The 14,157-nt window shown below is 66.1% G+C and carries 10 protein-coding genes and 4 pseudogenes; 8 read left to right on the top strand and 6 right to left on the bottom strand.

All coding sequences use genetic code 11. The annotated features are described in order from the left end of the window. Positions 1-2: 2 nt before the first annotated feature. Complete coding sequence (locus ACGFZF_RS17475; protein WP_393554959.1) at positions 3-368, top strand: iron chaperone; 366 nt, start codon at positions 3-5, stop codon at positions 366-368. A gap of 547 nt (positions 369-915) precedes the next feature. Here ACGFZF_RS17475 and ACGFZF_RS17470 read toward each other — a convergent pair. After that, entirely contained in the window at positions 916-1,923 is a 1,008-nt protein-coding gene (locus ACGFZF_RS17470; protein ID WP_393554957.1) for a hypothetical protein, read from the bottom strand. 304 nt (positions 1,924-2,227) lie between these two features. On the opposite strand from ACGFZF_RS17470, the gene ACGFZF_RS17465 reads away from it, so the two are divergent. Further along, positions 2,228-2,542, top strand: coding sequence for a WhiB family transcriptional regulator (locus ACGFZF_RS17465; protein ID WP_393555609.1), 315 nt, complete (start codon positions 2,228-2,230; stop codon positions 2,540-2,542). Between the two features lie 232 nt (positions 2,543-2,774). Here the strand turns inward: ACGFZF_RS17465 and ACGFZF_RS17460 are convergent. Both ACGFZF_RS17460 and ACGFZF_RS17455 read right to left on the bottom strand, forming a co-directional pair. After that, positions 2,775-2,904 (bottom strand): annotated as a pseudogene (locus ACGFZF_RS17460) (IS5/IS1182 family transposase); the annotation flags it as partial. A gap of 152 nt (positions 2,905-3,056) precedes the next feature. Then, positions 3,057-3,338 carry a hypothetical protein gene (locus tag ACGFZF_RS17455; RefSeq protein ID WP_393554955.1) on the bottom strand — a complete coding sequence of 94 codons (282 nt, stop codon included), beginning with the start codon at positions 3,336-3,338 and terminating at the stop codon, positions 3,057-3,059. A 403-nt stretch (positions 3,339-3,741) separates the two neighbouring features. Here ACGFZF_RS17455 and ACGFZF_RS17450 point away from each other — a divergent pair. Then, a pseudogene (locus ACGFZF_RS17450) lies at positions 3,742-4,025 on the top strand (DUF2637 domain-containing protein); the annotation flags it as partial. On the opposite strand, the pseudogene ACGFZF_RS17445 reads toward ACGFZF_RS17450, so the two are convergent. After that, a pseudogene (locus ACGFZF_RS17445) lies at positions 3,999-5,015 on the bottom strand (helicase associated domain-containing protein); the annotation flags it as partial. The pseudogenes ACGFZF_RS17450 and ACGFZF_RS17445 overlap by 27 nt on opposite strands. A 225-nt stretch (positions 5,016-5,240) precedes the next feature. On the opposite strand from ACGFZF_RS17445, the pseudogene ACGFZF_RS17440 reads away from it, so the two are divergent. Then, positions 5,241-5,420 (top strand): annotated as a pseudogene (locus tag ACGFZF_RS17440) (transposase); the annotation flags it as partial. On the opposite strand, the gene ACGFZF_RS17435 reads toward ACGFZF_RS17440, so the two are convergent. After that, on the bottom strand, positions 5,410-5,766 hold the full coding sequence (locus ACGFZF_RS17435) for a hypothetical protein (RefSeq protein ID WP_393554954.1): 357 nt from the start codon (positions 5,764-5,766) through the stop codon (positions 5,410-5,412). The pseudogene ACGFZF_RS17440 and the gene ACGFZF_RS17435 overlap by 11 nt on opposite strands. 171 nt (positions 5,767-5,937) lie before the next feature. Here ACGFZF_RS17435 and ACGFZF_RS17430 point away from each other — a divergent pair, with 171 nt between their 5' ends. From ACGFZF_RS17430 to ACGFZF_RS17420, 3 genes are read left to right on the top strand one after another with little or no spacing between them, the layout of a single operon-like run. Further along, complete coding sequence (locus ACGFZF_RS17430; RefSeq protein WP_393554952.1) at positions 5,938-6,984, top strand: serine/threonine protein kinase; 1,047 nt, start codon at positions 5,938-5,940, stop codon at positions 6,982-6,984. Then, a complete protein-coding gene (locus ACGFZF_RS17425) occupies positions 6,963-7,568 on the top strand; it encodes an ABC-three component system middle component 2 (protein ID WP_393554950.1) in 606 nt (201 codons plus the stop codon). Before ACGFZF_RS17430 ends, ACGFZF_RS17425 begins: the two co-directional genes overlap by 22 nt. After that, positions 7,565-9,553 carry a DNA recombination protein RecN gene (locus ACGFZF_RS17420; RefSeq protein ID WP_393554948.1) on the top strand — a complete coding sequence of 663 codons (1,989 nt, stop codon included), beginning with the start codon at positions 7,565-7,567 and terminating at the stop codon, positions 9,551-9,553. The genes ACGFZF_RS17425 and ACGFZF_RS17420 overlap by 4 nt, the downstream gene beginning before the upstream one ends. Before the next feature lie 59 nt (positions 9,554-9,612). Here ACGFZF_RS17420 and ACGFZF_RS17415 read toward each other — a convergent pair whose 3' ends face one another. Further along, on the bottom strand, positions 9,613-12,306 hold the full coding sequence (locus ACGFZF_RS17415) for a Helicase associated domain protein (RefSeq protein ID WP_393555607.1): 2,694 nt from the start codon (positions 12,304-12,306) through the stop codon (positions 9,613-9,615). Positions 12,307-13,809: 1,503 nt separating this feature from the next. On the opposite strand from ACGFZF_RS17415, the gene ACGFZF_RS17410 reads away from it, so the two are divergent. Next, entirely contained in the window at positions 13,810-13,980 is a 171-nt protein-coding gene (locus ACGFZF_RS17410; RefSeq protein WP_356609584.1) for a hypothetical protein, read from the top strand. Positions 13,981-14,157: the final 177 nt, after the last annotated feature.

The raw sequence follows: 14,157 nt of genomic DNA, 5'->3' as shown, positions 1-14,157 counted from the left end.
TCATGGTGCAAAGCCGGGCGGAAGACGTGGACAGCTATCTCGCCGAGGTGCCTGAGGAACGCAAAGTGGTTCTGACCCGGCTGCGTGAACTGTGCCGTGAAGAGCTGCAGGGGTTCACCGAGGTGATGGCCTACGGGATGCCCGTCTATGAGCGGAATGGCATCGGGGAGATCGCCTTCGCGAGCCAGAAGCAGTACATCTCCTTCTACCTACTGCGCAGCGATGTCCGCGAGGCGTTCGCTGAGCGGCTGGCGGGCCATGACATGGGCAAGGGCTGTCTACGCTTCCGTAGACCGGAGAAGATGGACTTCGTGCTCCTCCGGGATCTGCTGCGGGCCACGGTGGCCGGGCCGGGCAGGATCTGCTGACTCCTGCGACGCGCGACGTCCTGCGCATCCTCGGCCATGACCGCAACCCGCACGGCCCGGACTGGGACGGCGCCACCGGTGACGCCATTTTCGCCGGGCCCCGCGGAGACAGGACCGTCAAGGCTGCCCTGCACACCGCCGGCTGGACAACGAACCGGGCCAGTCCGGTTCTACTACGTGAAACGCCCTCCCGACGGCTCGACGATCACCTACATCGAGGGAGACCTCTATCGAGGCGATCGCCGCACGACCAGCAGCTGACCACCCCTGCGCGGCCCCCCCGGCCTCCGAGGACTTCCGCCTCGTGTCCAGCACCCTTCTCCCAGCGCCCTGAGACCGCAGCAAGCGGCCCGGTGCGCCCGCGTCCCCGCCCCGACGATGGGCGACCCGGGTTCTAAGGTCTGGCCGTGGAGCACTATTGAAGCTGAACGTGTGATGTCGGCCAGCCATGTGTGATCAGGGGCGTCCTGGTCCCAGCTGCGACTCGGTCCATGACTACGCCGTCTACGTCGAACCCAACGTCTGGGTCCGCACTACCTCTGACGGGTCAGCATCCTCGGTCGTAGAGCGTCCGCAGCCACGGTTCCCTGACGGCGGGCATCCGTGCGAGCGTGTACCGGAACGCCTTCCGGGACGGCTGGAACGGGTACCACGGGTGCGGCGGCAGCGGATCGTCCCGCTCCACGCCTGCCGGCAGCCCGCCGACCACCGGCAGCCGGCTCCGGTGTGGCGGGAAGGCGAGCTCGGCCCAGAGCGCGGCATCCATAGGTACCGGCACCGCCCCAGCACGCGGCTGCCACATGTCTCCGGTCTGCGGATGGACCGGCACCAGCACCAGGTCAGTGGCTGGCTCGCCGAACCCCGGTCCCGCCAGGTCGAGCCGCTTCGCACCTTCCCCGGCGGGCAGCAGAGCGCCGAGTGCCCGGCCGAAGAGTTCAGCGACCGGCCCGGGCGCCACCTCGACCGGCGCGCCCTCGGCGGCCACCACCACCTGGGCGAGAGCCACGCCCGCCGGGATGTCCCGGTACTCGCTCAGCCGGTGCCACAGCGCGCCGGTGGCCAACAGCTCCGTCCAGTCCATGACCGGCCGCTCCGGCGGGCCGGCCAACCGTACTACCGACTGCGGGATGAGCCGGACGACCTGCCAGCACCCGCAGTCGTCGATCCTCGTTCCGACCGGCAGATCACAGCCCAGGCAGGCAAGGTTCGGCCCGTCCCTCCCGTCGATCCCCATGCAGTAGCCACCGGCCCGCTCGAGGATCAGCCTGGTGCCGCGCATGTCGCCGGGCGCGAGGAGGACTGTGTCCGAGGGTCCCTTGGACAACGCGCCGAACGGCGCGAAGCGCCGCCGCGCCGCTGCCTCGCGCGCCCCGACCTCGTCCCACTGCTGCCACGGCGGCCCGTACGGCGCGGGATCGACGGCGTAGCATCCGGCCTCCAGCAGCGGCGGGTGCAGTGTCTCCCAGTGGGCGTCGGCCAGGTGGATCGGCAACGCCACCTCCGACACCGCCGCCGTCAGTACCGCACCGCAACCCGCGCACCCGAACACCGCCAAGCTGTCCCCTCCCACCGTCGAAGCCCCCTTCATCCCACCAAGCGGACTGACCGGGCAGCAAGGGATTTTCAGACCACGGTGAACGCCTCCACCCATGGGGCAGAGCAGGATCGGCGTTCCCGGCGCATCCTCAGAAAGCCGGCCGCAGAACGTGATTGGAACCTGTCAGTCAGCCGTCCATGACCAGACCAGTGTTGGGGAGAGAGCCGCAGATTAAGCCCCGGCAGTACTGGACCTGCTTGAGCCGACGCTTCAAGGCGCGCGTGAACTGCCTCATGTCAGCTCCGGCAAGGTTGCCCTGCGCCTGTCCGCCGCCAAGAACACCCGCTCGAACTGCAGCACAGGCGAGGCGGAGGACCTCTTCGGCCCGAGCCCGGACCAGAAGCGGGCCAAGAACGTGTGCAACGGCTGCGCCGTGCGGATCGACTGCCTGGCGGAAGCGTTGGACCACCGGATCGAGTTCGGGGTCTGGGGCGGCATGACCGAACGCGAACGACGAGCGCTCCTTCGCCGCAAGCCCCATGTCATCTCCTGGCGCCACGTTCTCACCAAGACTGCCGACCCTGTTCGACCGGCCGCACGCGAGGACGGAGCGCGGGTCACCCCAGCGCGCGCGTGAACGGCTACGCCTGAAGCCCGAGGAACGCGCGGTGACGGCACGCCAGGTTCCTTACCTGGAGGACCGGCGGGTCACTCGCCCGCGCTGCCCGGCATGCGGCCACTTCCCAGGGCTCGTAGGTTTTGGTTTGCCCGACTCGGCAGGACGGCACGGCGGTCACGCGTCCCTTCGCGCGTGCGCGGACCGCCCCCTTCGAGCTCTCCGCGGGGATGGCCACCCAGCAGCGGCGCGGTATGGATATCTCGAAGGCGGTGGCGATACGGGCGAGGGTTTCGCCGCGGCGCAGGTGCACGTGGGCGACAAGCGCACGGCGGTGCGGGGAGTTTGCACCGCTGGTCACCCTCGCGGGTGACGACGAGCATCGTGACCCACTCGACCAGGGAACAGGACCAACGAAGTCTCCGGCGTCAGTGTGATGAGTGAGATCACCACACCAACGACGAAGGTTTCACCATGTCACCACCAACCCCGCTGGCCAGCCCTTGCACCCTCACAGGAACAGGATGAAAGAGGCTCAGTGACCCGTTCCGAAAATGTCATTCAGCGTTGACGGCCAATCAGCGTGGGCAAGTTCTGCCGCGATGAGCAGGTCCCGCCAATCGGTCTCCATGAGCTCAATCGCATCGATAAGTTTGCCCACATTTCCGTCCGCCAGGATTATGACGGCGGCAGTAATCTTTTCCTCCGCTGCTTCATGGAAGACCTTTTCCTCGGCCTCCTTGAGAAGGGAAGAAACAGAATTCGCTTCAACTCCGTACTGATCTTCAATCCTAGCGGCAATGCGACTCGTGATCACCTGGCATCCTCCCACCAGTAGACGACGGCTTGGTTGTATCTTTTCAACGAATCAGACAGGCTCGGTAGGTTATCTCCGGGGAGGAAGTAGGTAGTCTCCGATCCGAGTGTGACCTGCCGCACTAAACTGCCTTAGTTTTCTGGCGAAAACGGTGGGAAGACCCTTTTCGGTCAGGTTTCCCTTCGTTGGCGAGGCCCGCCGACGGCAGCCCCTACTCCGCACCCCCTACGTCTCCGACGCCGACGCCGCCCGCATCGCCGAAGCCACCTCGCACCTGACTGCCGATCCCGCCTTCCTCCTGGACGCCCTCCTCGACACCGCTGGCCGTACGGCACCCGACGACACCCCTTGTCCGCTCACCAAGCAGTCCCGAACACCCGGTACCCGAGAGGAGGTTGAGCTCGTGGCGGAGGAACGGTTCACCCGGCGCACCGTGACCGTGGTCATGGCGGTCATCGCAGCCCTGGCCTTCGTCTTCTCCTTCGGCAACGTCTGGGCACTCGCCTTGCGCCTCGGTGTTCCGCACCCGATCGCCCGCTGATCGCCCCCATGGTGGACCTGTCCGTCGTCGGACTCCTGGTCGCCCTGCGGTTCCTGGCCCTGCGCGGCGTGTCCAAGGCGGAGTTGCGGACCGGCACCCGGCTATTGCACCTGTGCGGACTACTCACCCTCGCCCTGAACACCGCCCGAGTGGCACACATCCGTGACAGCCTGAACCCGGTCGGCCTGCTGCCGCGCATCCTGCGCTCGACACGGCTGCTCACCCTCGCTGACCAGCTCGACATCAAACAGCTCACCGCTGCACTCAGGATGACCTACGCCGGAGCCGCCCACTACGCGTAGCGGTACGCGCCCTCCAGAGCGGGCACTGCGCCTCCTGCAGTGGCTGGATCCCGAGTCGGGCGCCCCGTGCTCTACGCCCAGTTCGCGTAGTGCGTGGAGCTGCTTCTGGCTGAGTTTCTCGCGTATCGCTCGGGTGTTCGATGCCCATATGCCCAGTCGGAGGGTGATCGGCTCCGTCTCGCCGTCGATGGTGATCTGCTCGGTGTGGCCGCGGGGGACGGGCCGACTGGCGCCTTCCCGTTCGACGTACTGTGTGAGGGCGATGAGGCCCCGTTGGAACGCCTGCTGGGCCTTGCTCAGACCCTTGGCCGCTCCTGTGGCTACTGGGGCGGGAGACGGCGCCTGGGCGGGTTGCACGCCCAGCTTGGCCAGCCGCTCCCGCTGCTCGGTTGAGAGCTGCGCCCAGGTGCCTGGGTCTTTCTGCCGCTGCAGCCATCGTCCGATGTCGTCTCTGTCCATGAGGACGCCGGGCTGGATGTCGGGTAGCACTCCACCGTCCTCGTCGGCGGCGAGGTCGGCGAGCACTTTGTAGTGGCGTTGCCAGTCGAGGGGCCAGGGGCAGTTCCAGTCCTTGTCGATCGCGGTGAGCTGCTGCGCGCGTGCGGCGGCTTGTTCGGGGTCTTTGCCGAGGCCGTCTTTGCGGCGGGGTTGGCGAGGAGTTGTCCGATGGCGAGCTGCTCGCGGTCTCCCGTGCCTTCGCCCCAGAGGGCGTCTTGGCGGGGTGCGAGGTGCCCGGTGGCTCGCCGGTAGGAGCGGAGTGCGGCGAGCTTCGTCTCCCATGCTTCGTCGCCGGGTTCCCCAGACCATGCCGGCCTCGTCGAGAAGCTGTTCGCGATCCGCATCCGCACAGCTGCTCGGCGTGGCCACACAGCCGGGGGCCTTGACGCCTCCGTTGAAATCCTCCGGCAGGCCGGTGAAGAGCTTGTGCGTACCGGTTTCATCCACTCCGTGGACAGGTCGTCCGTGTTCACGGAGTTCCTGAACTCCTCAGCGACAGAAGTGCTGGTCTGTGTAGGCGGACTCCGGCCCGTTCCCTCGCAGTCGCCGGCAGATGCCTTCGAGTCCTCACAGCGCCTGGGCCGGCACCGCTGGGTCGTGGAGAGAACCGTGTCCTGGCTGGCCGGCTGCCGAAGGCTCCACCGCCGCTACGAACGCAAGGCCGAACACTTCCTCGCCCTCGTCGGCATAGCAGCGACCCTGATCGGTTACCGCCGGCTGAACGCCCTGCTCACGGCCTGAGCCGGTCCTGCTGCACGTCGAAGCAGACCAGCCCCATACTCTCGGCCACTGCCGCCGCATAGGCCGACGCCTCTTCAGCCATGCTGAATCGCATGGGGAAGTAGATCAGTGGCCCGCTGGCTTCGTTGATCAGCGGGCCGGTCGACCAGGGCGAGGTGTCCTCGTCGTCCTCGGTGAGGTCGCACCACCGCTCAAGCAGCACGGCGACGTACGCCGCGATGCGTTCGGACGGAGACTCTTCCGTCTCGCTGTCGATGTATCGGTCGTAGAGGTCACTGAAGACCCGGCCAGCGGTCTTGTCATCCGCCGGCCTCTCGCCTTCCCAGACAGCAAGGTCGTAGCTCATGACCGGAGACTCTCATGCCGCTCCGAAAGCCATAAGAAACGACGTCTAAGACCGCACTGAGCATCCTCTTGATCGGGAGAACCGATCGGCGTTAACGTCATCCTTACTTTGTGTTACGAGAAGAGCACCACCTGCACGTGCAATGGGGTCTGGTGCTCTCCGGGGGGTGTCGTGCCAGAACGCATTGCGATGGCGGCCGGTCTGCCGCCGATCAGCTTCGTAGCTCATCAGATCCGTACGGGCGGGATGGGCGGTGCCCGGGACGACTTTGAAGAAATGATCATTGAGCTTGCGAACGCCACGATGCCCGGTGTCCGCACCATCGCAGCCAACCCCGGTGACTGGGGCATCGACGCGTTCGCCGGCGACCTGGGTGGCTCCATCACGGTCTGGCAGTCCAAGTACTTCCATCCCGTCACCGCGGCTACACACCAGCGGACGATCAGGGAGTCCTTCCAGTCGGTGATCAAGCAGGCGGCCGAGCACGGTCACACGGTGAAGATGTGGATCCTGTGCATTCCTTCCAGCATGGATGGGCCGACCACGAAGTGGTGGGACAAGTGGAGGAAGACCCAGGAACGTGACCACAACCTGGTCATCGACTTGTGGGACGCGACGCAGCTGACGGTCAGACTGCGGACTCCAGAAGCTGATCATGTGCGCCGCGCTTACTACGAACCATTCACGGCCGCGCCTCCCGACCACGAGGAAGCCCGGACCGTCCTGGAAGTAGACGAGGACAAGGCAGTTGCCTTTGAATCTGCGCTCTTCGTCAGACAGATGAGGGAGGCCGGCCATCTAGAGCTCGATGGCGCCAAGCGCCAGTTCTTCAACGCGGACCTGGTCGCACGCGAGATCGCCCATAAGGGCGTGCCCTCGGAGGTCAACGCCCTGGTGTCCACGGACGCGACCCTCCACGGCGTGTGGGAAACCCGCTTCAACGAGTGCTGCGCTGACGACAGCCTGCGCAAGTTGCACAGCCTGGTCTGGGCCGACGTCCGGACAGAGCACCCCCAGCTGCCCAAACAGCTGAGGCTTGAAGTAGCGCACGCCTGGGGACTGGTCCACCGGCTCGTGGACAACCGTAAGGCCGGCTGGGTCAAACACTGGCGCACCGTTGCCGCCGCTCACTGCGAAACCGATCCACACAGTCAGCAGCCCCCGCATGAGCCTCCGACCGACGATGAGGAGTCGCCGTGGACACCGACCGCCCGGTAGTCATGCCGGAGGACGAGGTCCAGTTCCGGCTGGCGCAGCTCCTTCTTCTCATGAAGGCCATGGCCGACCAGAAGCCGTACGGCGCGAACCTGGAACGCATCGCTTACTACGACTTCCTCTCCGCGAACCCCTTCCTGGTGGTGGAGCCGGACAGCCGGGAGGCGTCCCTGCTACGTCTTGCGGGCTTCGACCCGCGGGTGCTCTCCTACGCGTCCTCGGGTCAGCGATTCACCAGCCGCCGAGAACGCATTCAGCATGACTTGAGCCTGCTGGTGGCCTACGGATGCTGCAGCGCCGTGAATGAGCAGGGCGGACTCGTCTACCGCATCACCTCTGCCGGACGTGATTTGAGCGCTCACCTCACCACGACCTACGCCAGATCCTTCACCACCGCAGCCGAAATGGTTGTCGGAAAGCTACGTCGCTTCAGTGACGCCCGCCTGCGCAAGGAGACCGCGGGCTGGCTGCGTGTCGACGGCAACAACCGGCCCGCCGCAGCTCTCGCCAGCGTTCTTGGAACCGTAGACAACGGCAGGACAGTACTTCAGCCACTTGACCGGCTCTTCGCGGAGGACGACCGATGACCGAAGCACATGGCATCCGCGTACGACGCCTGCGCCTGGTGGGTATCGGTCGCAACTACGACATCGACTTCACCGCAGAGGGCCGCGTCCAAGATCTCTCTGTCATCTCGGGAGCCTTTAGCTCCGGCAAGACAGCCGTCCTGGAGTTCGTCGCCTACGGTCTCGGCGCCAAGAACCACCCCAGACACCCCGAAGTCCTCCGCAAGGTCCGCTCGGCCCTGCTGGAAGTCGAGCTCTCCGGCGACAGCCACATCATCGAACGCGCCGTAGGCGAGCCCTCCACCGTGGCCTTCGTCCGCCGCGGACGACTGGACCAGCCCTCCTTCTCCACCATCGAAAAGAAGGTCATCGCCCCGGCCGGCGACCCCCAAAGCCTGTCCTCTCTCCTGCTGAGCCACTGCAAGCTGGAAGGAGTAGAACTACGGGAAGCGCCAACCAACGCAGAATCACGCACCGACCCCCTCAGCATCCGCGACCTGATGTGGCTGACCTTCCTGCCCAACGAACGGGTCGCTGACAAGAACTTCCTCTTCGAGAACAGCCCCCCGCGCAAGCACAAGCTGCGCCAGGTCGTCGACGTCGTCTTCGGCGTCCACGACGACCGCGCCGTAGAACTCGGATCACGCATCAAACAGCTCGAGGGACGCCTCAACCGTTCGCGGGCCGAGCTAGCCGCAGCCACCGCCTTCGTCGCCGAACAAGACGGTGAAACAGCCACCGACCCGCAGACCCGCCTGGTCGCCGAGCGCCAGCTGACGGCGATCACCGCACAGCTTGAGGAACTCGACCGGCAGGCCCACGCCGCCACCAGCTTCGCCGAAGAACTGAGCCAGACCCACCGACGCGCTGCAGAGGAAGCCCGCACAGCCTCCGCCGTTCTGCGCGACCGGGAAACACAGCTTGCACGCATGCTTCCCCTGCGCGCCCAATACGCCGACGACCTCCTCAAACTCGGCATGCTGGCTCAAGCGCGGCAGCTGTTCGACCCGCTCCGCGTCCGCACGTGTCCCGCCTGCCTGAACCCGTTGTCTGCCCCGCCCCACGTCCTCGACGGGCACTGCAGCATGTGTGACCACGACCTGCCGGAGACGCCTGATCTGACCCTCGGCGCCGCGGCCGTCAACAGCATCAGCGCACAAGCCGAGCAGCTGGACGTCGCGGCCGAGATCCGTTCGACGAAGGCCCGGCTCAAAGAGATCACTACGTACATCGAGGAACTCGACGCCTCGCTCTCCTCTGCCAGGCAGCGGGCGCAGACTGCCAGCTTGGAAGAGCAACGTGCGGCGAAAGCCCTTGACGAAGCCACCTCACCCACCGTCTCCACCTTCCTCGTGGCCCGAGACGAGCTGCATCGACGCAAGGAGGTAGCCACCCGCAAGATTGATCAGTTGAACACCGCGTTCAAACTCCAAGAAGGTTTGGCCAAGCGGGCCGGAGTCGTGAACCGCCAAGAGGCGAACCTGAGCCAGTTTCGTGAGGAACTTGCGCAACTGGGTGATGCCACGCAGGACCGAAATGAGCTACTCCGACAGATCAGCACGCGGTTTGGCCGTCTCCTTGTTGAGTGGCACTACCCCAAACTCAGCCAGGCCCACATGGCGAACGACCTGACTCCCTTTGTGCGTGGTGAGCCTTACCAGGTGGCATCTTCAGGAGCCAGGACACTCATCACCCTCGCCTGGCAACTGGCTGTCTTCGAAACTGCCTTCGAGAGCGGGGCATCGCACCCTGGATTCCTCATGATCGACAGCCCTCAGAAGAACCTCGGACACGGCACCGGCCGCGACACCCTCATCGCGGACGCTGTCAGCACCGACGACTTCTACCGACACCTCACACAGTGGCTGGCACGTCATGGCAACGGGGCGCAGGTCATCGTCGCCGACAACAGCCCACCCGAGCTGATTGAGGACCGCGTGATCGTCCGTTTCAGCCGGGACGAGACAGAGCCGCCTTACGGCTTGATCGATGACGAGACGGGCTGAGAACAAGACCGTCCGAAGCAGGTCCTACCCGGAGACCGGACAGGACCTGAAGTCCGGGGTCATGCCCATCCCACCCCCAGTTCCCGCAGTGCGTCGATCTGTTCGATGGTGAGTTTGTCGCGTCTGGCGCGTGTGTTGGAGATCCATACACCGAGCTTCACCGGCACCGGATCCGTCTCGCCCCCGACTTCGATCTCGACGACCGCACCGCGCGGGACCGGCCTGCCTGCGCCTTCTCGTTCCACCCACTGCACGAGCGCGGTCAGTCCGCGTTGGAAGGCTTGCTGCGCTTTGCTCGGGCCCTTCGTCGCACCCATAGCCGCCGGAGCGGGAGACGGCGGCTCAAGCGGTTTGATGCCCAGCGCGGTCAGCCGTTCCTGCTGCTCGGTCGACAGGAGTTTCCAGGTGCCGGGCTTGCGCTGCTGCTTGAGCCATTGTCCGAGGTCGTCGCCGTCGAGGAAGACGCCGGGTTGGATGTCGGGCAGCACGCCGTCGGGTTCGTCGGTGGCGAGGTCGGCGAGGACGCGGTAGTGGCGTTGCCAGTTGAGTGGCCAGGGGCAGTTCCAGTCGGGGTCGATCACCGCGAGCTGCTGCGCGCGTGCGGTGGCTCGTTCGGGGTCTTTGCCGAGGCCGCTTTTGCGGCGGAGGTTGGCGAGGAGTTGTCCGATGGCGAGCTGCTCGCTGTCGCTCTCGCCTTCGCCCCAGAGGGTGTCCTGCCGGGGTGCGAGGTGCCCGGTGGCTCGTCGGTAGGACCGCAGTGCGGCGAGTTTGGTTTCCCAGGCTTCCTCACCCGGTTCCCAGACCATGCCGGCGTCGTCGAGGAGCTTGGTGCGATGGTCGTCGAGTTCTCCGGCCCGTCGCGCCTTGCGCTGCTGGTGCAGCCAGCGCCCGAGGGGGAACGCCTTCGTCACCCCGACTTTGGTCTCGATGTCGTAGGGGACGGCGTGCAGTCCGGTGATGTGGTGGTCCTGCCGCCAGCGGAGGAGTGCTTGGTACCCCTCGAGCCACACCAGCGACTCCGGCCGGTACACCCGCGTGCGGAGGAAGGCCGCGATCGTCGCCGGGTCCCGGGGAGAGGAGAAGCGGAGGAGGGCGGACTCGGCCGCGCCTGCAGCGCCGTACTGCTCCTCACCACGTTCCTCACCCTCACCTTCACTCCCGCCGTCCCAGCCGGTCATGCGCCCTTCCTCGTCGCGCCGGATGTGCACGGTGCGCTGTCCGTGGGTGTGGGCGCGGGAGGCGAGCTGCTCGACGAGTCGTTCATCATGACTGCGCAGGCCCTGGAGGACCGCTACAAGGGGGCGGAACGAGGCGGAGGCGACCAGGTCGGTGGGGTCCTCGCCGGGTTCCAGGAACACCGGCACGATGATGCGGGCGATCTTCGTGGAGCCGTCCCTGTTGGGCCGGAGCGCGCGGCCGATGTTCTGGACGATCTCGACCTGGGATCCGCGGGTGTCGGCGAAGCAGACGGCTTCGACACCGCGTTCGCCAGTGATGTCGACGCCTTCGCCCAAAACCCGTACCGAGGCGAGGAACGCCCGATGCACCCGCCGGTTGTCGGAATCGATGCCGTTGGCGAACTGGCGCAGGACCTCGCGTCGCTCGCTGACGAGGTGGTCTCCGCACAGCCATGCCGACCAGACCCGGTCCGGGGGGACGTGCCGGCCGGGTTCGAGGCCGTAGAGCGCGGCGTCGATCGATGAGGCGGGCATGGTCTCCGCCGCGGCGAAAGCCTTCACGGACGGCTCGCCGGCATACAGCTCGGCTGCAGTCTTCGGCAGCTGCTCGGCAAAGGCCGCCGCCTCTTCCACCTTCTGGTGGAACGTCATGACCGTACGCAGGTTGTGTGCGGCGGCGTGTTCCACAAGCGCGGCCTGCAGCAGGGCGAGGCGCCGGCCTCGTAGTGCTTCCTCGGACAGGCTGAGGATGGGGTCGGGATCGCGGATCTCCAGGACGTCGATCTCGAACGCGGCCAGGATCCCGCGTTCGATCGCCTCCGAAAGCCCGAGCTCCGCGCCCGGCAACCAGGCGCCGAACGTCCCGTCCGGGTCGTCGGCCATCGACGCGATCTCCACCTCGCGCCCCTGCGCACCCTTGAGCGGGTGAGGGGAGGCGAGGATCCGCGGGGTGGCAGTGAGGTAGAACCGGTAGTCGGCGGGGATGCGCGTGTTGTCGTGGATCGCGGCCCACGGCCTGCCAAGATCTCCCGCCGTACCATGGGCTTCGTCCACGACCGCTAGGTCGAAGCCCGTCATCTTCTGCCCGTAGAGCCGCTCCCCGCCCGCCAGAGCAGCCTCCAGCGGCCCGCGCACCGTTCCTCCGCCCCACAGGCCTTCCGGGTCATCCCGGTCCACCAGGGAGGCGTATGTGGCCAGCACGACCACCGGCCCGTTCCCGGCCCACAGGGCCAGCTGGATCGGGTTGGTCGTCGTACGGACGCCGAGCTGCTCCAGGACGTCGTCGTTGTCCAGCGAGCACACGGCGACCATGGGGGAGCGGTGCCCGACCTGCCGCCATGCCTGGGCGGTCTGAACGAGGAGGTCCAGGGTCGGCACGGTGACGAGGATCCGCCCGTGGGGGAAGCATTCCAGCGCGCACGCGGCAGCGGTGATCGTCTTACCCGACCCGGTTGCGGACACGATCGTCCCCCGCACACCCTGCGCCGGCACTGGAGATCTTGCAGGGAATCCGATCCATTCACGAAATGCTGTCTTTTGGGTCACCTGGTGTTCCCTGAGTGGGATCAACGACATCTTCTTACCTTCTCCGACTACCTGCTTCGGGTGGCTCGGCGCGGTTCGTGGGCCGCAGAGAGACAGGCTCACACAGACGATGACAAGGACAAGGGGACAGGCGCTCCGGCATCAGATCGAACTGGCAGTCCTCAGCCCTACACCACAAGACGGCCGACCCGGTGCGATCCCGTCCAGCCCGCCGGCTCGCACCCGACGTTGCCCATGGAACAAGCGCAAGAGGCATGACAGTGGACGGTGGGTCATAGGATCACCGGCATGATCCACCCGACCTCAGGACCTCCCACCTGGAAGCACGCGATCTTCGCTCTCGTGCTGACAGCACTGATACCCGTCTGCTGGTACGCCCTGCAGCCGGTCTATCCAGACTGTGTGTACTTCGGGAACTTTTCCTACGAGGAAGCAATTGAATCCGGTCAGTGCGATCCCCCTCGCATGCGCTGGAAAAACTGGCTGGACTAAGAATCATCCTCTCAGCCTGTCCCATCTTTCTGCCAACTTTACATGCTGCATCAATCCAGGATTCGCTTCCCGACCCGGACACCACAGGTAGCCTTCGGCCATGACTGCACAGTGGTACGTCCTCATCGAAGAGGACACCCGGGCGACAAAACGCGTCGACGGCATAGACCTGAAACTGCACCACTGGAAGCTGGTAGGCACCCACCCCATCCACGGCACCGAAGCACAAGCCCACGCAACGGCCGAAGACGCCGCCCTCCACTACACACCCGCACTCCTGGCCCGACACGCCCGCCCAGGAGGCGAACCAGCCCGACGCGCTTTCCTCACCCCAGACGGAGCCTGGCTGGTCCACCTCAAACAACGGCACCGCGAATGCCACATACGAGTGACCACAGCCCGCCTCGTCCACGCCCTGGACGAGAAGCCAGCCCCGACGAAAACCCTGAAGGACAAACTCCGCGGCGCACTCGAAGGCCCCCACCCCCCAACAAGCCCTGGAGGCCACGAAAGCAGGCCTGACACGCCACCCACACCGCTGCGCCCTTCAAGTGTCCGCACCGGCACGTCTCCCCATGGATGCAGGGGATGCGGGTACACGGGCCGGCATGACACCGACGTCGAAGTACCCGACCTCTATCCGGGCCGTACGGCAACTGCGCCAGGTCCGTACCCACTACACGGCAGGCGTCCTGCTCTGGGCCTCAGCCGTGACCTGGACCGCAATCACGCACCCCGGGAGCCGACAGATGTGGGTTTGTCTGCTCCTCCTCACCGTGTTCACCACCCTGCTGGGCACGACATCCCTGTGGCTTCACCGCCTGCGCCGGCAGGCCGCAAGGGTCCACATGCCGGCGCATCATGCTGCCCCGCGTCACGCGAGTGCCTGACCCCAGCCATGCCCACACAGATCCTGCGCCCGACCGGCCTGTGCTCTCGGCATCGGATCGGTGAGGTTGCGGCTACCCGGCTCCGGTCTGGCTTGTGATGGCGGGCTGGGGGCATACGGGACAGCACCCCTTATGTGTGAGGAGCTTGTTCATGCTTGGTATAGCGGCAGCGGTCCTGTTTTTCATCGCGTTTCTGATCAACGCGGCAGACATCGCCACCAACGATGTGTTCTCTTCCACCAACGTGATGTTGCTCGGCCTGCTTGCCCTGGCCCTCCACGTGGCGGGTATCGGGGCCGGCCGGGTCTCGAGACGCCGCTGACCCCCTGTGCCGGGTGATGCCCTGTCACCACCCGGCACAGGCAAGCCCACACCGCTACCATCCCCTCGCTGTCAGCCTGGCCCGCGTCAGCGGGCCACAGGGACTGAAGGCGAAGCCGGAAGTCCCAGTGGTGGGGGAGCGCAGCGGACCCACCACCCCACCGGCCCGGAGCGAAGC

It is taken from the genome of Streptomyces sp. NPDC048338 (assembly GCF_043201055.1).
Taxonomy (GTDB): Bacteria; Actinomycetota; Actinomycetes; order Streptomycetales; family Streptomycetaceae; genus Streptomyces.
This window is presented reverse-complemented; position numbering and strand designations above follow the sequence as displayed.

Bases quoted from the DNA above. Each gene is read 5' to 3' on its own strand.
- ACGFZF_RS17475 (WP_393554959.1), top strand. From the start codon at position 3: ATGGTGCAAAGCCGGGCGGAAGACGTGGACAGCTATCTCGCCGAGGTG.
- ACGFZF_RS17435 (WP_393554954.1), bottom strand. From the start codon at position 5,766: ATGAGCTACGACCTTGCTGTCTGGGAAGGCGAGAGGCCGGCGGATGAC.
- ACGFZF_RS17420 (WP_393554948.1), top strand. From the start codon at position 7,565: ATGACCGAAGCACATGGCATCCGCGTACGACGCCTGCGCCTGGTGGGT.
- ACGFZF_RS17415 (WP_393555607.1), bottom strand. From the start codon at position 12,306: ATGTCGTTGATCCCACTCAGGGAACACCAGGTGACCCAAAAGACAGCA.
- ACGFZF_RS17410 (WP_356609584.1), top strand. From the start codon at position 13,810: ATGCTTGGTATAGCGGCAGCGGTCCTGTTTTTCATCGCGTTTCTGATC.